Below are 22,830 nucleotides of genomic sequence, written 5' to 3' on the forward strand. Positions count from 1 at the left end.
TTTGACCGTTTCGCCGGTCTCGTTGATGCAAGCCTGCAGCACGACGGAGAAGCGCGAATGGTCGTCGAGCGCGGTCAGCGGATGCAGCCGGCCGCCCTGCCGCAATGCGACATGGCCCTTGAAGTCCATCTGCCACAGATCGTTGGGGGCGGCATGCTCGAAGCGCCCGAACGGCTTGGCTCCACCCCCGAGCAAACCCAGCTCGACGCCATTGCGGTGCAGGATCCCGGTCACCGTGGAAGGTGCAGGCGAACCGGTTCCCTCGCGCTGCAGGACCTTGGAGATCTTGCGTCCGCCCCAGGCCGGGTGCGCCCGGCGCATGCCAAGAACCGCCGCCTCGACTGCATCCGGGCTGCGCGCCGGGCTCGTCGCTGGACGGCGCGATTGCTCCGCAAGCCCGGCTTCGCCATAGGCGCGATACCGCGCGATCAACTTGTGACCACAGGTTCGGCCAATCCCGAAACGACGACAAAGCGCACTGACATTGCTGCCATCCTGCACCGCAAGACGCACAAACTCCAACTTCCCATCCATCACGCTGGTGTTCCCAAATGGCATCGCGAACCTCCCGGCGCAAAGCACGCCAAACTGTTCGCGATGTCCTCGCACACCTGTTCGCGATGTCTCCGGTCCAAACAGGGGGGAGATTGGATGTCGCGAATCCCTTCGCCAATCGCCAACGTTGCAGGAAGAGCCTTGGCGGCGAAGCTGCCGATCTCCCCCCTTGCGGGCCTGTTGCAAAATTGTGTGGATGTGATTCCCTGTTTTTGAAACGGGGATCTTGCGATGACGACGAAGCCGAGCGGTCAGTTCAGTTTTGTGGAGGCTCTGCTGCCGCAGGGTCTTGGTCGGAGCGGTCGCCTGGACCGGTTGTCGTTGCTGGTGAAGTGGTATCGCTTCGAGAAGATCCTGGCACGGCTGCGCTCGCCGGCCGGACCAGGCCGGCCTGCCTACAATTCGTTGGTGATGTTCAAGGCGCTTCTGCTGCAGTCCTTGTATGGACTGTCGGACAGCGAACTGGAGGAGGCGCTCGCCGATCGGCTGTCGTTCCGCCGCTTCGTTGGGCTGACGCTCGAAGAGACGGTGCCCGACCACACCACGCTCAACCGCTTTCGCAATCGTCTCGTCGAGGCGGGGCTTCTGGAGAAGCTGTTTGGCGAACTGGACCGTCAGTTGGACAAGGCCGGCTGATCCTGCGGCGCGGTACGATGCTCGATGCCACGGTGATCGAGACGGCGGCGGCACGGCCACCCAGTGGAACGGCGCACGAGGCCGGCGAGGCTGGCGATCCCGATGCCGGCTTTACACGCCGGCAGGGCAAGCCTGGCTCCTCCTATGGCTACAAGGCCCATGTCGGTGTCGACCAGGGCTCTGGCCTGATCCGCCGGGTGAGAACGACAGCGGCCAACGTCAACGACACGGTCGAGGCAGATCATCTGATCTGTGGCGACGAAGGCGCAGTGCTGGCGGATGCGGCCTATCACACCAAGGCGCGCCAGGTATTGCTGAGGGAGCGCGGGATCAAGCCAAGACTGATGCGGCGCGCCAACAAGCATCATCCGCATCTGCCAGCGCGCCTGAAGCATTTCAACCGGCTCATTGCGCGGCAACGCTTCGCCGTCGAGACGACCTTTGCCACCTTGAAGAACCGCATGCGGCTTTGCGCCATCCGCTACCGCGGCTTGGCCAAGGCGGCAGGACAGATCCTCATCGCCGCCATGGCCTTCAACATGCGCCGCTGGGTGACGCTGGCGACCTAATACAGGGTCGCATTGCGCCCGAAATCCGCCGAACCCGTCAAACCCCAGCCAATCCGGCCTCAAACCCGAGCCGCAAGGCACCCCACATTGGCCTGACCCTCCCTCCTTGCCCCTATAACTTAATAACGCAACGGGCCCGCAAGGGGGGAGATTGGCCGGCAGGCCAGAGGGGGGTGTGAAGGATCGCCAGCCTACGGAATGACGGAAGGCCGTTCAATCCTTCGACTGTTGGATCAGCCCATAGAGATTGGTGCAGCGGGCGCCGGAGCGGCAATAGGCGAAGACCGGGCCGTCGAGTTCGTCGAGCGCTTCGGCCTGATCCCCGACATTCTCGGCCGTAATCTGGCCGCTGATGACGGGGATGTAGCGGAAGGCAAGCCCTGCGGCTTCGACCGCTGCCTTGACGGTGTCGGCAGAAGGCTGGCCGGGCTGTTCGTCATCGGGCCGGTTGCAGATGACGCTCTTGAAGCCGGCTTCCTTGATGGCGGCGACGTCCTCAGGCTGGATCTGGCCCGAAACCGAATAGTCCTCGCTGATTTCGCGGTATTCCATGGCAGCATCCTCGCAAACTGGTCAGGCGGCAGTCTTGCCACTCCCCGACATGGGCGGCAATCCATACCGAAGGAATTCTCTGCCAAATAGACACTGCGTGCCGGAAAATCCAACCGGGCCGATGCGGCCCGGCTGGACAATCCTTCATACTCAGCTGCCGAGAATGGCGCCTTTGATCTGACGGATGTTGTTGTGCATCATGTCGATATAGGTCGCAGCCGGGCCGTCGGGCTGCGACAGCGCATCCGAATAGAGCGTGCCGCCGACCTTGATGCCGGTTTCGCTGGCGATCTGTTCGATCAGGCGCGGGTTGGTGATGTTCTCGACGAAGATCGCAGCCGCCTTGTCCTGCTTCACCTGATTGACCAGTTTGGCGACGTCTGCGGCGGATGGCTCGGAGTCGGTCGAGATGCCTTGCGGGGCGAGGAAGGTCAGGCCATACGCGTGTTCGAAATAGCCGAAGGCGTCATGCGAGGTGATGACGACGCGCTTGCTCTCCGGGATCGAGGCAATCGCAGTTTTCACTTCACCTTCGACCGCGTCGAGCTTCCTCGTGTAGGCGGCGGCATTGGTCTGGTAGCTGACGCAGCCGTCCGCATCCGCCGCGCAGAAAGCCTCGGCGATGTTCTTCACGTAGATCCTGGCGTTGGCGATCGACTGGAAGGCGTGCGGATCGGTGACCGTCTTGCCGCCGCCGGTGCCGGCACCTTCGGCCGCGTCGGCGTCGGCGAATTCAGGCTTGAAATCGATCGGCGTCACGCCCTTGGTCAAGGTAATGATAGACGCCTTGGTGGCGCTGGCATCGACCAGCCGCTGCAGGAAACCTTCGAAATGCAGGCCGTTGACCAGCACGATGTCGGCCTTGGCCATGGCCACAGCATCGGCCGGGCTCGGCTCGTAGACATGGGCGTCGCCATCCGGCCCGACAATGGTGGTGACGTCGATGCGGTCGCCGCCGACATTTTTGGCGAAATCGGCAATGACGGTGAAGCTGGCGACCACTTTCAGCGGTGCCGCCAAGGCCGACGATGCGCCAAAGGCGGTTAATGTTATAACGCTCATAGCCAAGGCGGCATGGATCGATTTCAGCATAGACGGGTCTCCTTCTAGGGGCGGGGATCAGGCCGTTCTGTGACGGTGATGGATGATGCGCGCGCGCAGAATGCCGCGCGTGCCAAACAGGATCGAGGCGAAATAGACGACGCCGGCCGACAGGATGATGGCCGGGCCGGACGGCAGCGACGCGTGATAGGACAAAAGCAGCCCGGCGACGCAGGACGCGAAGCCGATCAGCACCGCCAGCACGCACATCGGCTCGACGCGAACTGTCCAGAAGCGGGCGGCTGCGGCCGGCAGCATCATCAGCCCAACCGACAGAAGCGTGCCGAGTGCCTGGAAGCCGCCGACAAGGTTGAGCACGACAAGGCCGAGGAAGATGAAATGCACCGGACTGCCGAGCCGGCTGACCGAGCGCAGGAACAGCGGGTCGAGGCATTCGGCGACCAGCGCCCGCCAGAAGATCGCGAGGCTGACCAGCGTCACCGCGACGATGCCGCCGATCAGCGTCAGGGCCTCATCGTTGAGCGCCAGCACGGTGCCGAACAGCACGTGCATGAGATCGACGCTGGAACCGCGGATCGACACCATCAGCACGCCGATGGCGAGCGAAATCAGATAGAACGCCGCCATCGAGGCGTCCTCGCGCTGGATGGTGAAGCGCGAGACGGCGCCGGCGCCGAGCGCGACGATGACGCCGGCGATCAGGCCGCCGATGGTCATCGGCAGGATCTCCAGTCCATAGAACAGGAAGCCGGCGGCTGCACCGGGCAGGATGGCGTGCGCCATCGCGTCGCCCGACAGGCTCATGCGTCGCAGCATCAGGAAGACGCCGATAGGGCAGGCGCCGAGCGACAGCATCAGCGAACCGATCAAAGCCCGCTGCATGAAGCCGAAATCGGCGAAGGGCGCGATGACAAGACCGTAAAGCATGTCCATCAGGCAGCCCTCGGTCCGACGCCGTGTTGATGGTCATGGTGATCGTGGCCATGGTGATCGTGACCATGAGCGTCCTCGCCCGGCTCGCACCAGGGTGCATTTTCTTCCCAGGCTTCGTGGAAGCGGCGGGCGCGCAACAGGTTATCAGGCTTCAGCGTTTCCCTGGTTTCGCCCCAGGCGATCGGCTGGCGGGCGAGAAGCAGCGTTTCGGGGAAATTCTGCCGCACCAGGTCCAGATCGTGCACGACAACCATGATGGTGCGTTCCTCGCCATGCCAGTGCTTGATCAGGGCAATGAGGTCGCCGACCGTCTTGGCGTCGACAGCATTGAAGGGTTCGTCGAGCAGGATGAGGTCGGCGTCCTGCAGCAGGACACGCGCAAACAGCGTGCGCTGCAACTGGCCGCCCGACAGCGTGTCGATCGGCCGCTTCTCGAAACCGCCGAGGCCAACCGCCATCAGCGCCTTGCTGACGTCTTCGCGATCTTCCTTGGTGTAGCGGCCAAGCAGGCCGCGCCGTGGCCACAGGCCGAGCGAAACCAGATCCACCACCCGTGCCGGAAAGGAGCGGTCGAGCTCCGATTGCTGCGGCAGATAGGCGGCACGTACACCGGGCGCGCGGATAACCTCGCCGGCCATCGGCTTCAGGACGCCGACAATGCCTTTCATCAGCGTCGATTTGCCGGAGCCATTGGCGCCGACCACAGCGGTCAGCGAGCCCTTGCGGATGGTGCCGTCGAGATGATGGATCGCCGGATGGCTGCCGTAGCCAAGCGTCAGGTCGCGGAATGTCAGGCAGGTATTTGTCATTCTGCGATCCGTAGGCGGCGAAATCCGGCTGCTGGCAGCGGCCGACTGGATATGTGATGTTATTACATTAGTCAACAAGCCAATCCGGCGGAATTGCGGCCGCAGGGTCAACTTGCCGTGTTTGCACATCCATATGCCATTGGCCCAAGGGGATTCGACCTGACGATCTTGCCCGAAGCCGGTCGCGACTCTAAAGAAGCGCAACCGCCACAGGAAGGAACCATCCAATGAGCATTCGTCGCATCGATGTTGGCCCGCGCATGAGCCAGATCGTCATCCATGGCAATACCGTCTATCTGGCTGGTCAGGTTGGCCAGCCAACCGGCAACGTCGCTTCGCAGACCAGGGACATCCTGGCGGCCATCGACGAACTGCTGGCCAAGGCCGGTTCCGACAAGACCAAGATACTGCAGGCGATCATCTGGCTGGCCGACATGAGCACCTTTGCCGAGATGAACGCGGAGTGGGACAAGTGGGTGCCGCAGGGCAACACGCCAGCCCGCGCCACCGGCGAAGCAAAGCTCGCCACCCCGGATTATCTGGTCGAGATTATTATTACCGCGGCGATTTGATCGGCGGCCTTCTACCTCCCCCTTGTGGGGAGGTCGGACCGAAGGTCCGGGTGGGGGTCGGCGCCGCTGCCCTCCGCTATGGCTCCGGGCGTTCGGCGTTCGAAAAGCCAAATCGTTGGCTTTTCGCCAGCCTGCGGCTGGACACGCCTCACCCCTGCGACGGCCTGAACCTTGCCACCAGCGTGTGGCTCTCGGCTGCGTAGGTAAAGCGTACATGGGTGACCGGATGTTCGGCGCTCCATGTCCGTCGCTCTACCACCAGGCATGGCGCGCCGGCTTCGATGTCGAGTGCGGCCGCTATATGCCTGTCGGCGGCGACAGCGCGAATCCGGTGCTCGGCTTCGCTCCACGGCACGCGGCCGATCAGCCATGGCCCTGGCGCTATGGCCAGGAATTCCTCATCGGCTGCTTCAGGCACGGCGGTGAGGTTGATCAGCCGCTGCTCATGCGCGAACGGCCGCTCGCCGGCGAAATGCCCGCATTCCAGCGCCAGAACCGGTCCGGCCAAGCCCAATTCCAGCGAGGCGCGGTCCCCGGCGCTGCTGCGCCTTTTGTGTCGCATCACGCGCTCGTAGCGATAGGGCAGACCGAGCGCTTCGACCTCGATGCGGATATCGTGGATTTCCAGCACCGCCGCTTGCGACTGCGGCCGGCGCACAAAGCTGCCTGAGCGGCGGCGGCGTTCGATCAGCCCGGCCTTGGCAAGCTGTGACAGCGCCTTGTTCACCGTCATGCGCGAGCAATTGTATTGCACGCTCAATTCGTGCTCGAACGGGATGCGATGGCCGGGCGCCCAGGCCCCGGACGTGATCTTCTCGCTAATGTCGGTCAGGATGCGCTGGTGCAGCGAGCCGCCACCTTCCGCTACCACTGTGTCGGCCATGCTCATGCCGAAAGCGCCGTCATCACGCTGCGAAACCGCCCGGCGATGGCCTCTCGCTTCACATGCCTGCCGCCGCTGACCTGTTTGAGCCCATGCACCCAGACGCAGTCGACCTTGCCGCCATTGGCGAAGATCCAGGCGTCGAGAATTGCGTCGCCGGTCTTGCCGGCCAGCGAGGGATTTTTGGGATCGAGCGAGACGAGATCGGCCGAGGCGCCGGCGGCGATCGCGGAAGCACCGGCGCCAAGCGCGACGCTGCCACCGTCGAGTGCGGCGTCGAACAGCGCGCGGCCAGTCGAGCCGCCGGCGACCGCCAGCACATTACGGGCGCGGCGGGCGAGGCGCTGCGAATATTCGAGCTGGCGCAACTCGTCCGGGAGGCCGATGAGCACGTTGGAATCGGAGCCGACCCCGAAGCGGCCGCCATGGTCTCTGAACAGTGGCGCTGCAAAAGTGCCGTCGCCGAGATTGGCCTCGGTGATCGGGCAAAGGCCGGCGATGGCGCCACTCCTGGCCATGGCAACGGTTTCAGCATCGGTCATGTGCGTGGCGTGGATCAGGCACCAGCGCTTGTCGACCTTGGCATGCCCAAGCAGAAATTCGACCGGCCGCGCGCCCGACCAGGCAAGGCAATCCTCGACCTCTTTCACCTGCTCGGCAATGTGGATGTGGATAGGCCCATCCGGTGCTATGGCAGTCACCTCAATCAGTTCTTCCGGTGTCGCGGCGCGCAAACTGTGCGGAGCGACGCCGACGACAGCCTGATTCAGTGCACGAACCGATTCGCGGCATTTCTCAACAAGCCGCGAGAACCGATTCACATCGTTGATGAATCGCCGCTGGCCTTCGTTTGGCACGGCACCGCCGAAAGACGAGTGCGCATAAAACACCGGCAACAGCGTCAGGCCGATGCCCGTCTCGCCGGCCGCGGCCGCAATGCGTTCGGCCATCTCGGCGAGGTTGGCATAGGGTTTTCCATCGCGGTCGTGATGCAGATAGTGAAATTCGCCGACGCGGGAAAAACCGGCCTCCAGCAACTCGACATAGAGCTGCGCTGCAACCGCCTCGACCTGATTGGGCGTCATCGACAGGGCGAAGCGGTACATCACCTCTCGCCAGCTCCAGAAACTGTCGGCGGAGGGGCCGCGAAGCTCGGCAAGGCCGGCCATGCCGCGCTGGAAGGCGTGGCTGTGCAAATTGGGCATGCCGGGCAACAGGATCGCGTGGCGTTCGTCGTCGGCTGTCGCAGCGGCACCAGGCTGAACGGCTGTAATGCGCCCCTCGGCCAGGGTGATCCGCACATTATCGCGCCAGCCATTGGGAAGGAGCGCCTGTTCCGCAAAGATCGCTGCCACTTTTCTCTCCGGTTCTCTGTCTCTCATGCGATGATGGCACTTGCAGTGCGTTTCGATATGTATATACATAATCGTCATCGATTGAAACGGAAAAGATGATGGCTGGACAGAGCAAAAGCCGGGCAGGGGATCTTCGTCTGTGGCGCAATGCGCGGCTCGCGACCATGGCCGCAGGGTCTGCCGGACTTGGCATCGTCGAACACGGCGCGGTCGCTTCGCGTGACGGCCGCATTGTCTATGCCGGCCCCGAGTCGGAGCTGCCCCCAACACTTGCCCAGGGCGTCGAGACGATCGATTGCGAGGGCCGCTGGATCACACCCGGCCTGATCGACTGCCACACCCATCTGGTCCATGCCGGCAACCGCGCCAACGAATTCGAGATGCGGCTGGCCGGCTCCACCTATGAAGAGGTCGCCCGGGCCGGCGGCGGCATTGTCTCCTCGGTCAAGTCGCTGCGCGCCGCCAGCGAAGACGAACTGGTCACTCAATCGCTGCCGCGCCTCGATGCGCTGATCGCCGAAGGCGTGACCACCGTCGAGATCAAGTCCGGCTATGGCCTCGACCTCGAAAACGAGAAGAAGTCGCTGCGTGCCGCCCGCCAACTGGGCGAGCAACGGCCGGTGACGATCCGCACGACCTTCCTCGGCGCTCACGCGCTGCCGCCGGAAGCCAAGGGCGACAAGGACGCTTTTATCGATCTGGTCGCCAATGAGATTCTTCCTTCGGTTGCCGCCGAGGGGCTGGCCGATGCCGTCGACGGTTTCTGCGAGGGCATCGCCTTTTCGCCGGAACAGATGGCGCGCGTCTTCGATGCGGCCAAAGCGGCCGGCCTGCCGGTCAAGCTCCATGCCGACCAGCTGTCCAACCTGCATGGCGCCGAACTCGCCGCCCGCTACGGCGCTCTGTCGGCCGACCATCTCGAATACACCGATGATGCAGGTGCAGCGGCGATGGCCAAGGCCGGAACCGTGGCGACGATCCTGCCCGGCGCCTACTATTTCATCCGCGAAACCAAGAAGCCGCCGATCAGCCTGTTTCGCCAGCACGGCGTCAAGATGGCTGTCGCCACCGACAACAACCCCGGCACCTCGCCGCTGACCTCGCTGCTTCTGACCATGAACATGGCCGCGACCCTGTTCGGCCTGACCGTCGATGAATGTCTTGCCGGCGTCACCCGCGAGGCGGCCCGCGCGCTTGGTTTGCTGGAAGAAACCGGCACGCTTGAGGTCGGAAAGTCCGCCGACCTGGCGATCTGGGACATCGAGCGCCCCGCCGAACTCGTCTACCGCATGGGCTTCAACCCGCTGCATGCCCGCATTTGGAGAGGACAATGACCGAACTGACCCTGAAGCCCGGCAATGCGACGCTGGCGGACTGGCGCGCCATCTATCGTGGCGCCGTGCCCAAGCTGGACAACGCCTGCCGGCCAAAGATCAAGGCGAGCGCCGAGGCCGTCGCCAGGATCGTCGCCAAGGGCGAACCGGTCTATGGCATCAACACCGGTTTCGGCAAACTGGCCAGCGTCCGCATCCCGGCCGAGGATCTCGAGACCTTGCAGCGCAACATCGTTCTGTCGCACGCCGCCGGCGTCGGCGAGCCGATGCCGGTTGCTGTCTGCAGGCTGATGATGGCGCTGAAGCTCGCCAGCCTGGCGCAGGGCGCGTCCGGCGTGAGGCCGCAAACCATCGAATTGCTGGAAGCAATGCTGGCCAACGACGTCATCCCGGTGGTGCCGGCGCAGGGTTCGGTCGGCGCCTCCGGGGACCTTGCCCCGCTGTCGCACATGACCGCGGTGATGATCGGCGTCGGCGAATGTTTTACCCCGCATGGCCGTTTCCCGGCCAAGGTCGCCTTCGTCTCACATGGACTGGAGCCGGTGACACTGGGCGCCAAGGAAGGCCTGGCGCTGCTCAACGGCACCCAGTTTTCGACCGCCTATGCGCTGGCCGCCTTGTTCGAGGCCGAAGTGCTCTATCAATCGGCGCTGGTCGCTGGTGCCCTATCGACCGACGCGGCAAAAGGTTCTGACGCCCCCTTCGATCCGCGCATCCATGTGCTGAGAAAGCATCCCGGCCAGATCGAGACGGCCGACGCCCTGCGCAATCTGATGGCCGGCAGCGCCATCCGTGAATCACATCGGGTTGGCGACGAACGCGTGCAGGATCCCTATTGCCTGCGCTGCCAGCCGCAGGTCATGGGCGCCGCACTCACCGTGCTGCGCCAGGCGGCCGACACGCTGGGCACCGAAGCCAATGGCGTCACCGACAATCCGCTGATCTTCGCCGAGGACGACACCGCGCTTTCCGGCGGCAATTTCCACGCCGAGCCGGTGGCCTTCGCCGCCGACATGATCGCGCTCGCGGTCTGCGAGATCGGTTCGCTGTCGGAACGCCGCATCGCCATGCTTGTCGATCCGGCACTTTCGGGCATGCCGGCCTTCTTGACGCCGAAGCCCGGTCTGAACTCCGGCTTCATGATCCCGCAGGTGACGGCGGCGGCTCTCGTCTCGGAAAACAAGCAGAAAGCCTATCCGGCCAGCGTCGATTCGATCCCCACATCGGCCAACCAGGAAGACCATGTTTCGATGGCCGCGCACGGTGCGCGCCGGCTGATCGGCATGGTCGAGAACGCCACCGCGGTGATCGGCATCGAACTGCTGGCCGCGGCCCAAGGCTGCGATTTCCATGCGCCGCTGGCCTCGAGCGACGCCCTGGAGGCAGTGCGCAGGCTGGTCCGGGCCGAAGTGCCGCATCTCGACAATGACCGGCATTTCCACCCTGACATGGAAAAGGCCATCGCCATGGTCCGCACTGGCGCAACCATCAAGGCCGCTGGCGCGATAGCGCTGCCGTCGATTTCGGGAGCGGTATGATGACCGCCACGCCCTGGCTCACCGTCACGCCCGGCACGACCCCGCTGCTGGTGTCGATACCACACACCGGCATTGACCTCGCCGGCCTTGAGAATCGGCTGGTCTCGCCCTGGCTCGGCCGCCGCGACTGCGATTGGTGGATCGATAATCTCTATGACTTTGCTGCCGGCCTCGGGGCGACGGTAGTGCACACCGCGATCTCGCGCACCGTCATCGACGTCAACCGCGATCCCTCCGGCGCCTCGCTTTACCCCGGCCAGGCGACGACCGGCCTTTGCCCGACCGAGACTTTCGATGGCGACCCGCTCTATCGCGAGGGCGAAGAACCGGGGCCGTCGGAGATCGACGAACGTCGCGAGAAATTCTTCGTGCCCTACCATGCCGCCTTGCAGGTCGAGATCGACCGGTTGCGTGGCTTGCACGAAAAGATCGTGCTCTATGACTGCCACTCGATCCGTTCAGTGCTGCCGCGCCTCTTCGAAGGCACGCTGCCGGTTTTCAATCTCGGCACCAATGACGGCAGGAGCGCCGATCCGACGCTGCAGGCGATGGTCGGCCAGATCATGGCCGAAACCGGTGAAACCTCTGTCATCAACGGCCGCTTCAAAGGCGGCTGGATCACACGCCATTTTGGCCAGCCGCAGCAAGGTGTGCATGCGCTGCAGATGGAACTCTCCAACCGCGGCTATATGCGCGAGCCCGATGGCAAGGGCACGCCGGACAACTGGCCGGTGCCTTACGATGCAGAGTTCGCAGCACCGATCCGCGCCACCCTGCGGAAAATCCTCGAGACCGCGACATCCTGGGCGCGCGTCTGACATCAGGTCCTTTATGGAGTGACGCCATGAACAATCCTCGCCACAACATCCGCGAAGTCCGCAGCCCGCGCGGCACCGAAATCAGCGCGCGCTCCTGGCTGACGGAAGCGCCGCTGCGCATGCTGATGAACAATCTCGACCCGGATGTTGCAGAAAATCCCAACGAGCTGGTCGTCTATGGCGGCATCGGCCGGGCGGCGCGCACCTGGAACGACTTTGACCGCATCGTCGCCTCCTTGAGGACGCTGGCCGATGACGAGACTTTGCTGGTCCAGTCCGGCAAGCCGGTCGGCGTGTTCCGCACCCATCCCGACGCCCCACGCGTGCTGATCGCCAACTCCAATCTGGTGCCGCACTGGGCGAATTGGGAAAAGTTCAACGAGCTCGATAAGAAGGGCCTGATGATGTACGGCCAGATGACGGCCGGCTCGTGGATCTACATCGGCACGCAAGGCATCGTGCAGGGCACCTACGAGACCTTCGTCGAGGCCGGCTGCCAGCACTATGGCGGCAATCTCCGGGGAAAATGGATCCTGACCGGCGGTCTCGGCGGCATGGGTGGCGCCCAGCCGCTCGCCGCCGTCATGGCCGGCGCCTGCTGCCTCGCGATCGAATGCAACCCGGACTCGATCGATTTTCGCCTGCGCACCCGTTACGTCGACGAGCGCGCCGACACGCTCGACGAGGCGCTGGAAAAGATCGAGCGCTGGACCAAGGCCGGGGAGGCGAAATCGGTCGGCCTGCTTGGCAATACGGCCGAGATCGTGCCGGAGATATTCAGGCGTGGCATTCGCCCCGATATGGTCACCGACCAGACCTCGGCGCATGATCCCATCAACGGCTACCTGCCGAAGGGCTGGACGATGGCCGAGTGGCGCGAGAAGCGCGTCAGCGACCCCAAGGAAGTCGAGAAGGCAGCCCGCGCCTCCATGCGCGAACATGTCGAGGCGATGGTGGCGTTCTGGAACGCCGGCGTGCCGACGCTCGACTATGGCAACAACATCCGCCAAGTGGCCAAGGAGGAGGGCTTCGACAACGCTTTTGCCTTCCCCGGCTTCGTGCCGGCCTATATCCGTCCGCTGTTCTGCCGTGGCATCGGGCCGTTCCGCTGGGCAGCTCTGTCGGGCGATCCGGAAGATATCTACAAGACCGATGCCAAGGTGCGCGAACTGACACCTGGCAACACCCACCTGCACAACTGGTTGGACATGGCGCGTGAGCGCATTGCCTTCCAGGGGCTGCCGGCGCGCATCTGCTGGGTCGGCCTTGGCGACCGCCACAGGCTCGGCCTCGCCTTCAACGAAATGGTGGCCAAGGGTGAGCTGAAGGCGCCTGTCGTCATCGGTCGCGATCACCTCGATTCCGGCTCGGTCGCCTCGCCGAACCGCGAAACGGAATCGATGAAGGACGGCTCGGACGCCGTGTCCGACTGGCCGCTGCTCAACGCGCTGCTCAACACAGCGTCGGGTGCCACCTGGGTGTCGCTGCACCATGGCGGCGGCGTCGGCATGGGTTTCTCGCAGCACGCCGGCATGGTCATCGTCGCCGACGGCACGCGCGAAGCGGCCAGGCGCCTGGAGCGGGTGTTGTGGAACGACCCGGCGACCGGTGTCATGCGCCACGCCGATGCCGGCTACGACATTGCCGTCGAGTGCGCCAAGGAGCACCAGCTCAACCTGCCCGGTATTCTCGGCTGATTGGCTGAACCGATGCGCATCCTGCGGGCAGCCGAATACCGGTCGATGCCGTGGAAGAACGGCGGCGGCGTGACGACGGAAATCGCCGTCTCGCCCACTGGTGCCGGGCTCGACGATTTCGACTGGCGCGTGTCGATGGCGCGTGTCGAATTGAGCGGTCCTTTCTCGCAATTTGCCGGGATCGATCGCACCCTTGCCGTGCTCGAAGGCGAGGGCATCGTCCTCGAGATCGCCGGCCACCCGCCGACATCCATAAACAGGACGACTGCCCTGTTTTCTTTCTCTGCCGACGTGCAGACCTCGGCCGCGCTGATCGGCGGACCGATCACCGATCTCAATGTCATGACCCGCCGAAGCCGGATGACGCATTCGGTCGAACGCCTGGTGATTTCGGCCCCCGTGGAAATCCGGACTGGAGCCGGCACAACGCTCATCCTGTGCTTGAACGGCGACGTCAGCGTGCCCGCCGCTGAACCGGTTCGCCTCGGACCGCTCGATACGCTGCGGTCCGGTCCGGTCAGCACCGGCCTGCTTGTCCAGCCCGCCCATGAGGCAACGCTGTTCGTGATCCGGATCTGCGCCGTCGCCGGCAACGATTAACGCTTGTTTCCAAACATGATCGCGGTACCGGCGAAATATAGCGTAAGCTGCTGGCGGCATCACGAAAAAGCCTGAATCCTCTCCGCCGATCTGGCTTGGCGGGGAAGTAGGGTGCTTGTCTTTGAGTCTTGCTGAGAGATGACGCCCTGTCGCGGTGCGGAAACAAACTTTCGCCAAGTGGGGTTTATGCAACCAATTGCATTTGAACCGGTTTTAGGGCCATTGCCGTGGCGGTGACGCCGCTCAGTGCCCGCTTACGGAATTTTCAATGAATATTCAGACGAATCCTGCCCAAATCGAGAAGACAAGCGCAAGCTTCCCGGCCATTACCGAAGAGCCGATCCGTTCCAATTACCTGCCCGAAGAGCGCCTTCGGCTGCTTGGCGAAAGCCTGGCAAAAGGCGACCTCACGGACCTGTTCGGCCTGACGCCCTTTGATTTTCAGGCCCGTATCCGGGATAGCGCCAAGAAGATCCTGGAAGTCTACCGGTCGACCAATGCTGCGCAGGCGAGGGGCGAGACGATCACGCCGGCGGCACAATGGCTGCTCGACAACAATTACCTGGTCGAAGAGACCATTTTCCAGGTCAAGCGCGACCTGCCGCGCCGGTTCTATCGTCAGTTGCCGACGCTGAAACTGCCTGACAACGGCACTGTGCCGCGCGCGCTGGCGCTGGCCTGGACCTATGTGGCGCATTCGGACAGTTCCGTTTCGGCGACGATGTTCAAGTCCATCGTCCAGGGTTTCCAGTCGGTCGAGCCGCTGAAGATCGGCGAACTCTGGGCGCTGCCTTCGCTGTTGCGCTTCGTCCTGATCGAAAATCTCCGCCGGCTGGCCGTCAGGGTCAATCGCACCCGCCAGATGCGCCAGATCGCCAACGATGTGGCCGACAAGGTCCTGGCCACCGACGACAGCGCCGACCGGCAGGCGATCCTGTCCAACTTCAGCGCCCACGCGCAGGACACCACCTTCGCCACCCAGCTGCTCTATCGGTTGCGCGATGGATCGCAGAATGCCGGCAAGGCTCTGGAATGGCTGGAAGGCGAGCTTGAAAAGACCGGCTCCGATGCCGAGGAAATCATCATTTCCGAACATCACACGCTGTCCAGCGGCAATGTGACAACGGGCAACATCATCCGCGGCCTGCGCCTCATCAACGACGTCGACTGGACGGTGTGGTTCGAAGGCGTCAGCCGCATCGACACCGTGCTGCGCGAGCGCACCGATTTCGCCGCGCTCGACTTTTTTTCGCGCGATCAGTACCGGACCGCGATCGAGGAATTGGCGCGCCGCTCGAACCTTTCGGAATATCGCGTTGCCGAGAAGGCCATCGAGCTGGCCGGCCACGCTGCTAGTGATGGCGATGGCGACGTCGTTTTAACCGGGTCCGCCCACACCGATGTCGGCTTCTTTCTCGTCGGCCCACGCCGGCTAGAGCTGGAGAAGGCGATCGGCTACCGGCCCACCATCAGCCAGACGGTCAAGCGTGCCTTCCGCAAGACCGGGTGGCTCGGCATCGTCGTACCCGTGTTTGCGCTGACGGCCCTGCTTCTCGTCCTCTCCGGCAACGCGCTTGCCAATCTCGGCCTGTCGGTGCCCTCGATCGTCCTCATGCTGGCGCTTTTTGCCGTGCCGGCCAGCGAGGGCGCGCTCGCCTTCTTCAACACGGTCGTATCGCTGTTCCTGAAACCGACGCGCCTCGTCGGCTACGATTACCGACACGGCGTGCCGCCCGAGGCGCGCACGTTGGTGGTGGTGCCGTCGCTGATCGGCTCGCGCGACGATGTCGAGGAAAACATCCGCAACATCGAGGTGCATCATCTCGCCAACACGGCCGATGAAATCCATTTCGCGCTGCTGTCGGACTGGCCAGACTCGAAGACCGAGATCGATGCGGCGGACACCGAAATCCTCGAATTCGCCCGTACCGAAATCGCCCGTCTCAACGCCCGCTATCCCTCCGAAGGCGCGCCGCGTTTCTACATCCTGCACCGGCGCCGGCTCTTCAACGCGGCGCAAGGGGCCTGGATGGGCTGGGAGCGCAAGCGCGGCAAGCTGCACGAGCTCGATCTTCTGCTGCGCGGCGACAGCGACACCACGTTCCTGCCGCTCGACGTGCCGCTGCCGGAGAACGTCGTCCATGTGATGACGCTCGATGCCGACACGCGCACCACCCGTGACGCAGTCGCCACCCTCGTAGGCAAGCTCTGCCACCCGCTCAACCGGCCGCATTTCGATGCCAGCAAGCGCGTCGTCACCGCCGGCTACGCGATCCTGCAGCCGCGCATCACCGCGTCGCTGACATCGGGCGACGATGCGTCGTTCTTCCAGCGGGTGTTTTCGGCCAATCGCGGCCTCGACCCTTATGTCTTTGCCGTGTCCGATCTCTATCAGGACGTCTTCGGCGACGGGTCCTTCACCGGCAAGGGCCTCTATCATGTCGACGCCTTCGAGGCCGCGCTGCAGGGCCGCATCGAGGAAAACACCATCCTCAGCCACGATCTGCTGGAAGGCGCGCTGGCGCGCGCGGCGCTGGTCACCGACGTCGAACTGGTCGAGGACTATCCGACCCGATACTCGGTCGACGCCTCGCGCCACCATCGCTGGGCGCGCGGCGACTGGCAGCTGCTCGGCTTCATGCTCGATCCGCGCTCCGGCGTGCCGGCGCTGTCGCGCTGGAAGATGATCGACAATCTGCGCCGCTCATTGACGCCGATCTTCTGGGTGATGGCGGCGATCGCCGGCTGGACGCTGCTGCCCTTCACGCAGGCCGCGCAATGGCAGGCCCTGCTGATCCTCAGCCTGTTCATGGCGCCGACATTCGACATCGTCAACGCCATCCTGCCCAAGAGCGGCGACCAGACGCCGCGCGGTCATTTCTCGGCCCTGGCACGCGACGTCGCCTTCGGCACCGCCATGGTGGCGCTGAAGATCGTGCTGATGGCGCACAACGCCTGGATGATGGGCGATGCCATCGTGCGCACGCTCTACCGGCTGTTTGTCAGCCGCCAGAACCTTTTGGAATGGCGCACCGCCTCGCAGGCGCACAAGGCGGGCGACAACGATGTCGGTTCCTATTACGGCATGATGTATGGCGCCGTGATCATCGGCTTCGTCGGCCTTGCCATTCCGGTGCTGGCCGATTCGACCGGCGCCTTCGTGGCCTTCTTCTTCGCCCTGTTCTGGATTGGCTCGCCGGCCATCGCCAGCTGGATCAGCCGTTCGGCTGAAACCGAGGATCGGCTGCGCATATCGCAGGCCGACATCCACACGCTGCGCACGGTGGCGCGGCGCACGTGGCACTATTTCGAAAGCTTCGTGACGGCAGAACACCACCATCTGCCGCCCGATAATTTCCAGGAAAGCCCGGCGCCGGTGGTGGCGCCACGCACTTCGCCGACCAATATCGGTGTCTACCTGCTGTCCGTCGTTTCCGCCCGCGATTTCGGCTGGATCAGCCTGTCCGACGCCATCACCCGCATCGACGCCACCATGGCGACGATCGAGGGCATGCCGCGTGAGCGCGGCCACCTCTTCAACTGGTACGACACGACGACACTGAAGCCGCTCTATCCGCTTTACATCTCGGCTGTCGACAGCGGCAATCTCGCTGGCCATCTGGTGGCGGTGGCGGCGGCCTGCGCCGAATGGGCCGAAGCGCCCTCCGTCCATCTCCAGGGCGATTTCGAAGGCATTCTCGACACGGTCACCATCCTCAGCGAAAGCCTCGATGATTTGCCCGACGACCGCCGTCAGTTGCGCCCGCTGCGCCAGCGTCTCGCGGACCGTCTCGACGGCATGCGGCGCGCTGTCGACACCATCAAGGCGCAGCCCGAAATGGCGTCGATCCGCACCATCAACCTGGCTGTGCTGGCCGGCGAGATCCGCAAATTGGCCACCGCCATCCATACCGAGGCCGTGTCGCCCCAGAGCGACGTCATCGTCGACTGGGCGGCAAGGCTGGAAGCCACCTGCGAAGCGCATGTCCATGACGCGCACAGCGACGACAATGCCGTCGAGGCGCTGCGTGCCAAGCTGCTCACCTTGCGCGAGCGCACGCGCCGCTACGCCTTCGAGATGGATTTCTCCTTCCTGATGCGGCCGGAGCGCAAGCTGTTGTCGATCGGTTACCGGGTCGAGGAGCACCAGCTCGACGAAAGCTGCTACGACCTTCTGGCTTCCGAAGCGCGGCTGACCAGCCTGTTCGCCATCGCCAAGGGCGACCTGCCGACCGAGCACTGGTTCCGGCTTGGCCGGCCGATCGTCGAAATCGGTTTCCAGGGCGCCCTGATGTCCTGGTCCGGCTCGATGTTCGAATACCTGATGCCGCCGCTGGTGATGAAGGAGCCGCAGGGCTCGATCCTCAACCAGACCAGCAAGCTGATCATCAAGCGCCAGATCCAGTACGGCCGCCAGAAGAACGTGCCGTGGGGCATTTCGGAGGCCGCCTACAATGCGCGCGACCGCGAACTGACCTACCAATACACCAATTTCGGCGTTCCAGGTCTCGGGCTGAAGCGCGGCCTTGGCCAGAACACGGTGATCGCGCCTTACGCCACCATACTGGCGGCCCAGTTCAATCCGCGTGAAGCCGTGCTGAATCTCGCCCGATTGCGGGAGATCGGGGCGCTCGGCCGCCACGGTTACTACGATGCCGTCGATTTCACGCCGCAGCGCGTGCCGGAAGGCACGGATCATGTCGTCGTCCAGAACTACATGGCCCACCATTCGGGCATGTCGATCGCGGCGGTTGCCGACGCCATCTTCGAAGGCCGCATGCGCGACCGCTTCCACAGCGACCCGGTCATCGAATCGGCCGAACTCTTGCTGCAGGAGAGGGCGCCGCGCGACATTCCGACCGCGACCGTCAGGACCGAGGCCGACGAACGCTCCAAGGACGAGACCGAAGTCGACAGCCCCGACACCCGCATCGTGCTCAATCCGCTGCAGTCGCTGCGGTCGACCAACGTCATGTCGAACGGCCGCTATTCGGTGATGGTCACCGCGACCGGCTCGGGCTACAGCCGCTGGGGCGATCTCTCCGTCACACGCTGGCAGCCGGATCCGACCGAGGACCGGCTCGGCTCCTACATCTTCCTGCGTGACGCAGGCTCAGGTGACTGGTGGTCGGCTACAGCCGAACCGAAGCGCGCCGCCGAGGAAAAGGCGCAGACCTTGTTCTCCGACGACAAGGCGAGCTTCGTCAAATCGGTGGGCACGTTGCGCTCCGAGGTCGAATGCATCGTCATCTCGGAAGGCAATGGCGAGGGCCGTCGGGTCACGCTCTACAATGACGGTCCGTCCGACCGTCACATCGAAGTGACCTCCTTTGCCGAACTGGTGCTCGGCCTGGAGGCGTCCGACAACGCGCATCCGGCCTTCTCGAAGATGTTCGTGGAAACCGAAATCTCTGCGAACAACGCGGCGATCTTCGCCACGCGGCGCAAGCGCGAGACCAGCGAGCCCGATATCGCCATGGTGCATTTCGTCACCGATCCGTCCGGGTCGGCGCGCGATGCCGAGGCCGAGACCGACAGGCGCGCCTTCATCGGCCGTGGCCGTACCATCGTCGATGCGGCCGCTTTCGACCCGGGCGCCAGGCTGGGCGGCCATTCAGGCTTTACGCTCGATCCCGTCGCGTCGCTGCGCCGCCAAGTGCGCGTGCCGGCCAACAAGAAGATATCGCTGACCTTCTGGACCGTCGTCGGCGCTGGCCGCACCGAGCTGGACGAAGCCATCGCCCGCCTCGACCATCCGGAGAGCTTTGCCCGCCAAGCCATGCTTGCCTGGACGCGCAGCCAGGTGCAGACCCGCCATATGGGCCTCAGCCTGACCGATGCCGCCAATGTGCAGAAGCTGGCGCGCTACCTGATCTATCCGGATCCGTTCCTGCGTCTTCCCGCCGAATCCATCGCCTCGGGGCTGGGCAAGCAGTCGAGCCTGTGGCCGACAAGCATTTCCGGCGATTTCCCGATCTTCCTGGTCAGGATCGGCGATGTCGCCGATCTCGAAATCGTTGCCCAGGCGCTGCGTTTCCAGGAATATATGCGCACCCGCGGCATGATGATCGACTTCGTCGTCGTCAACGAGCAGGCGTCCTCCTATGTCCAGGACCTGCAACGGGCGGTCGAGACGCTGTGCGAAAACAGCCGCCTGCGCGGCAAGGAGCTCGGACCGCGCCAGCACATCTTCGCGGTGCGCCGCGACCTCATGGACGAGACCACCTACAAGACGCTGCTCGCTGTCGCCCGGGTGGTCCTGCACACGCGCAATGGCACCATCTTCGACCAGATCGAGCGCGCCGAGGCGGCGGCTCTGCAGGCGCGGGACGCTCTGGCAGCATTGCCGATTCCGCGTGAATTGCCGTCGCCGACACCCACGACGCATGCTCCTGCCTCGCAGGCGGTGGCCAATGTCAGCGCCGATGGCAGCGGGCTCAGCCAGTGGAACGGCTTTGGCGGTTTCGACGGCGACGGGCGGCACTATGTCGTGCGCCTGGCCGGCCGGCGCACGACGCCGCAGCCGTGGATCAACGTCGTCTCCAACGCCTCGTTCGGCTTCCATACCTCGGCCGAGGGCGCCGCCTTCACCTGGAGCCGAAACAGCCGCGACTACCAGTTGACGCCATGGTCGAATGATCCGGTCTCGAACCGGCCGGGCGAGGGCCTCTATATCTACGATCAGGCGAGCGGCAAGGCATTCTCGCCGCTCGCCGCCATGGTGCGCGATCCCTCGATGACCTACGAGGCTTGGCATGGCCAGGGTTTCTCGACCTTCCGCTCAAAGCGCGGACCATTGTCGATGGATCTCACCCATGTCGTCGATCCGGTCGATCCGCTGAAGATCTCACGGCTGCGCATCCAGAATTCCGGCTCGGTGCCGGCGCGGCTGCGTGTCTATGCCTATGCCGAATGGGTGCTCGGCGGGCACCGGTCGCGCACGGCGGCAACCATCGTCCCGTCGCGGGATGCCGCCAGCGGCGCGCTGCTGGCACAAAACCCCTACGGGCTGGATTTCGGCGAGCGCGTTGCTTTCCTCGCGGCCGACGGTGGCGTCCATTCGGTGACGACAGACCGATCGGAGTTCCTGGGCCGGCATGGTTCCAGCGAGCTACCCCAGGCGGTGCTGAGTGGTGCGGCGCTGTCTGGCCGTGTCGAGGCCGGTGACGATCCGTGCGCGGCGATTGCCCGCGATGTCGAGATTCCGGCTGGCGGCGACGTGACGCTGCTCTGGCTGCTCGGCGACGCCGAGTCCGCCGAGGAGGCTAGCGCGCTGGTGCAAGAGCACCGCGTCAAGGATTTCGACCAGCGGCTGGCCGACAATGAGCGCGAATGGCGCGGCTTTCTCGACACCATCCAGGTCGAGACGCCTGACAAGGCGCTCGACGCCATGGTCAATCACTGGCTGCCCTATCAGAGCCTGGCCTGCCGCATCCGTGCCCGCTCCGCCTTCTATCAGGCCAGCGGTGCCTTCGGCTTCCGCGACCAGTTGCAGGACACGCTGGCGCTGCTGGCGCATGACCCGCAACTGGCGCGCGACCAAATCCTCAACGCGGCGCGGCGGCAGTTCCCCGAAGGCGACGTGCAGCACTGGTGGCTGCCGCGCACGGGTGCTGGCGTACGCACGCTGATCTCCGACGACGTGGTCTGGCTTGCCCATGCCACGGCGCGCTATTTGCTGGTCACCGGCGATGCCACCATCCTCAAGGAACAATTGGCGTTCATCGATGGACAGCCGCTGGGCGAGGGCGAGCACGATGCCTTCTTCACCCCGGAAATCTCGAAGAAGACAGCGACGCTCTACGACCATTGCGCGCGTGCGCTCGATCTCGCCATTAAGCGCAGCAGCCCCGCGGGCCTGCCGCTGATCCTCGGCGGCGACTGGAACGACGGCATGAACCGCGTTGGCGAGCACGGCAAGGGCGAGAGCGTTTGGCTCGGCTGGTTCCTGCTGAAGACGCTGGGTGATTTCGCCCCCGTCGCCAAAGCCGAGGGCGACGCCAAGCGAGCACAGGCCTGGGCAAAGCATGCCGATGTTCTGAAGCGGGCGCTTGAGAGCACCGCATGGGACGGCGAATGGTACCGGCGCGGCAGTTTCGACGACGGCACCCCTTTGGGGTCTCGCAACTCGCAGGAGTGCAAGATCGACTCGATCGCCCAGTCCTGGAGCGTGCTTTCGGGAGAGGGCGATCCGGCACGGTCGACGACCGCGATGGAGCAAGCAACGAAGCTGCTCGTCGACGACAAGCTGAAGATCGTCAAGCTGTTCACGCCGCCCTTCGCAAGGACGGAAAAGGACCCGGGTTACATCAAGAGCTATCCGCCCGGCGTGCGCGAGAATGGCGGCCAGTACACCCACGCCGCCACATGGTTCGTCATCGCGCTTGCCGAGATGGGACAGGTCGACGAGGCCTATCGCTGTTTCTCGATGCTGAACCCCGTCAACCATGCGACCGACGAGGCCACGGCCGAGCACTATCGTGTCGAGCCCTATGTCGTGGCGGCCGATATCTATGCCGGCGACGACAATGCAGGCAACGGCAAGGGCGGCCGTGGCGGTTGGACCTGGTACACCGGCTCTGCCGGCTGGCTCTACAGGGCTGCGGTCGAAGGCATTCTGGGCATCGAACGGCGTGGCAAGCGTGTCCAGTTCAAGCCGAAGCTGCCGAGCCACTGGGACGGTTACTCGGCAAATCTCAAAATGCTGGGAGCGGAACTCAGGGTTCGCGTCATCCGCGACAATAAGGCCAAGGCCGTGTCGCTGGAGGTGAATGGGGCAAAGACCAAGGTTTCGGCAGTCGAACTGAAGGACGGCGAAGTTGCCGAGGTGGTCATCCGGATCCCGGCTTAATGCAATGTTGCTCAAAAACTATGCGCTCGGGCCTGGGATCCGGGGCGCGACTTTTGCCGCCACGGC

The 22,830-nt window shown here is 64.3% G+C and carries 14 protein-coding genes and 1 pseudogene; 8 read left to right on the plus strand and 7 right to left on the minus strand.

The annotated features are described in order from the left end of the window. Positions 1-558 (minus strand): helix-turn-helix domain-containing protein (locus NKJ37_RS19285; protein ID WP_352774763.1); only part of this gene is annotated, 558 nt, incomplete at its 3' end. Positions 559-786: 228 nt separating this feature from the next. On the opposite strand from NKJ37_RS19285, the pseudogene NKJ37_RS19290 reads away from it, so the two are divergent. Then, a pseudogene (locus NKJ37_RS19290) lies at positions 787-1,760 on the plus strand (IS5 family transposase). 213 nt (positions 1,761-1,973) lie between these two features. Here NKJ37_RS19290 and NKJ37_RS19295 read toward each other — a convergent pair. The 4 genes from NKJ37_RS19295 to aztA form a co-directional block, all read right to left on the minus strand. Then, positions 1,974-2,312, minus strand: a complete 339-nt coding sequence (locus tag NKJ37_RS19295; protein WP_023810166.1) for a protein tyrosine phosphatase family protein — start codon at positions 2,310-2,312, stop codon at positions 1,974-1,976. A gap of 150 nt (positions 2,313-2,462) precedes the next feature. Next, positions 2,463-3,404: a zinc ABC transporter substrate-binding protein AztC gene (aztC, locus tag NKJ37_RS19300; protein WP_023810167.1), complete on the minus strand. Its 942-nt coding sequence runs from the start codon at positions 3,402-3,404 to the stop codon at positions 2,463-2,465. Positions 3,405-3,431: 27 nt separating this feature from the next. Then, the gene (gene aztB, locus NKJ37_RS19305; protein WP_031212890.1) at positions 3,432-4,307 is read right to left on the minus strand and encodes a zinc ABC transporter permease AztB; all 876 of its coding nucleotides are present in this window, start codon (positions 4,305-4,307) and stop codon (positions 3,432-3,434) included. Then, positions 4,307-5,116, minus strand: coding sequence for a zinc ABC transporter ATP-binding protein AztA (aztA, locus tag NKJ37_RS19310; protein ID WP_023810169.1), 810 nt, complete (start codon positions 5,114-5,116; stop codon positions 4,307-4,309). The genes aztB and aztA overlap by 1 nt, the downstream gene beginning before the upstream one ends. A 227-nt stretch (positions 5,117-5,343) precedes the next feature. Here aztA and NKJ37_RS19315 point away from each other — a divergent pair, with 227 nt between their 5' ends. After that, positions 5,344-5,688 (plus strand): RidA family protein, encoded by a 345-nt coding sequence (locus NKJ37_RS19315; RefSeq protein ID WP_023810170.1) that lies wholly within the window; start codon positions 5,344-5,346, stop codon positions 5,686-5,688. A 148-nt stretch (positions 5,689-5,836) separates the two neighbouring features. On the opposite strand, the gene hutC is transcribed toward NKJ37_RS19315, so the two are convergent. Together hutC and NKJ37_RS19325 are read right to left on the minus strand one after the other, a co-directional pair. Next, the gene (gene hutC / locus NKJ37_RS19320; protein WP_023810171.1) at positions 5,837-6,577 is read right to left on the minus strand and encodes a histidine utilization transcriptional repressor HutC; all 741 of its coding nucleotides are present in this window, start codon (positions 6,575-6,577) and stop codon (positions 5,837-5,839) included. Further along, positions 6,574-7,926 carry a formimidoylglutamate deiminase gene (locus NKJ37_RS19325; protein WP_023810172.1) on the minus strand — a complete coding sequence of 451 codons (1,353 nt, stop codon included), beginning with the start codon at positions 7,924-7,926 and terminating at the stop codon, positions 6,574-6,576. Before NKJ37_RS19325 ends, hutC begins: the two co-directional genes overlap by 4 nt. A 98-nt stretch (positions 7,927-8,024) precedes the next feature. Here NKJ37_RS19325 and hutI point away from each other — a divergent pair, with 98 nt between their 5' ends. From hutI to NKJ37_RS19355, 6 genes are all read left to right on the plus strand, one after another. Continuing rightward, positions 8,025-9,260 carry an imidazolonepropionase gene (gene hutI / locus NKJ37_RS19330; protein WP_023810173.1) on the plus strand — a complete coding sequence of 412 codons (1,236 nt, stop codon included), beginning with the start codon at positions 8,025-8,027 and terminating at the stop codon, positions 9,258-9,260. Next, a complete protein-coding gene (gene hutH / locus NKJ37_RS19335; RefSeq protein WP_352442514.1) occupies positions 9,257-10,798 on the plus strand; it encodes a histidine ammonia-lyase in 1,542 nt (513 codons plus the stop codon). Before hutI ends, hutH begins: the two co-directional genes overlap by 4 nt. Next, the gene (hutG, locus tag NKJ37_RS19340) at positions 10,798-11,616 is read left to right on the plus strand and encodes an N-formylglutamate deformylase (protein WP_352442515.1); all 819 of its coding nucleotides are present in this window, start codon (positions 10,798-10,800) and stop codon (positions 11,614-11,616) included. Before hutH ends, hutG begins: the two co-directional genes overlap by 1 nt. 26 nt (positions 11,617-11,642) lie before the next feature. Beyond that, positions 11,643-13,313, plus strand: a complete 1,671-nt coding sequence (gene hutU / locus NKJ37_RS19345) for a urocanate hydratase (protein ID WP_352442516.1) — start codon at positions 11,643-11,645, stop codon at positions 13,311-13,313. A 12-nt stretch (positions 13,314-13,325) separates the two neighbouring features. Beyond that, on the plus strand, positions 13,326-13,913 hold the full coding sequence (locus NKJ37_RS19350) for a HutD/Ves family protein (RefSeq protein WP_352442545.1): 588 nt from the start codon (positions 13,326-13,328) through the stop codon (positions 13,911-13,913). Positions 13,914-14,181: 268 nt separating this feature from the next. Continuing rightward, complete coding sequence (locus NKJ37_RS19355) at positions 14,182-22,764, plus strand: glycoside hydrolase family 94 protein (protein ID WP_352442517.1); 8,583 nt, start codon at positions 14,182-14,184, stop codon at positions 22,762-22,764. Positions 22,765-22,830 lie beyond the last annotated feature (66 nt).

Source organism: Mesorhizobium sp. M0140, from assembly GCF_040322475.1.
Taxonomy (GTDB): Bacteria; Pseudomonadota; Alphaproteobacteria; order Rhizobiales; family Rhizobiaceae; genus Mesorhizobium.

Bases quoted from the DNA above. Each gene is read 5' to 3' on its own strand.
- NKJ37_RS19295 (WP_023810166.1), bottom strand. From the start codon at position 2,312: ATGGAATACCGCGAAATCAGCGAGGACTATTCGGTTTCGGGCCAGATC.
- aztC (WP_023810167.1), bottom strand. From the start codon at position 3,404: ATGCTGAAATCGATCCATGCCGCCTTGGCTATGAGCGTTATAACATTA.
- aztB (WP_031212890.1), bottom strand. From the start codon at position 4,307: ATGGACATGCTTTACGGTCTTGTCATCGCGCCCTTCGCCGATTTCGGC.
- aztA (WP_023810169.1), bottom strand. From the start codon at position 5,116: ATGACAAATACCTGCCTGACATTCCGCGACCTGACGCTTGGCTACGGC.
- NKJ37_RS19315 (WP_023810170.1), top strand. From the start codon at position 5,344: ATGAGCATTCGTCGCATCGATGTTGGCCCGCGCATGAGCCAGATCGTC.
- hutC (WP_023810171.1), bottom strand. From the start codon at position 6,577: ATGAGCATGGCCGACACAGTGGTAGCGGAAGGTGGCGGCTCGCTGCAC.
- hutI (WP_023810173.1), top strand. From the start codon at position 8,025: ATGGCTGGACAGAGCAAAAGCCGGGCAGGGGATCTTCGTCTGTGGCGC.
- hutH (WP_352442514.1), top strand. From the start codon at position 9,257: ATGACCGAACTGACCCTGAAGCCCGGCAATGCGACGCTGGCGGACTGG.
- hutG (WP_352442515.1), top strand. From the start codon at position 10,798: ATGACCGCCACGCCCTGGCTCACCGTCACGCCCGGCACGACCCCGCTG.
- hutU (WP_352442516.1), top strand. From the start codon at position 11,643: ATGAACAATCCTCGCCACAACATCCGCGAAGTCCGCAGCCCGCGCGGC.
- NKJ37_RS19350 (WP_352442545.1), top strand. From the start codon at position 13,326: ATGCGCATCCTGCGGGCAGCCGAATACCGGTCGATGCCGTGGAAGAAC.
- NKJ37_RS19355 (WP_352442517.1), top strand. From the start codon at position 14,182: ATGAATATTCAGACGAATCCTGCCCAAATCGAGAAGACAAGCGCAAGC.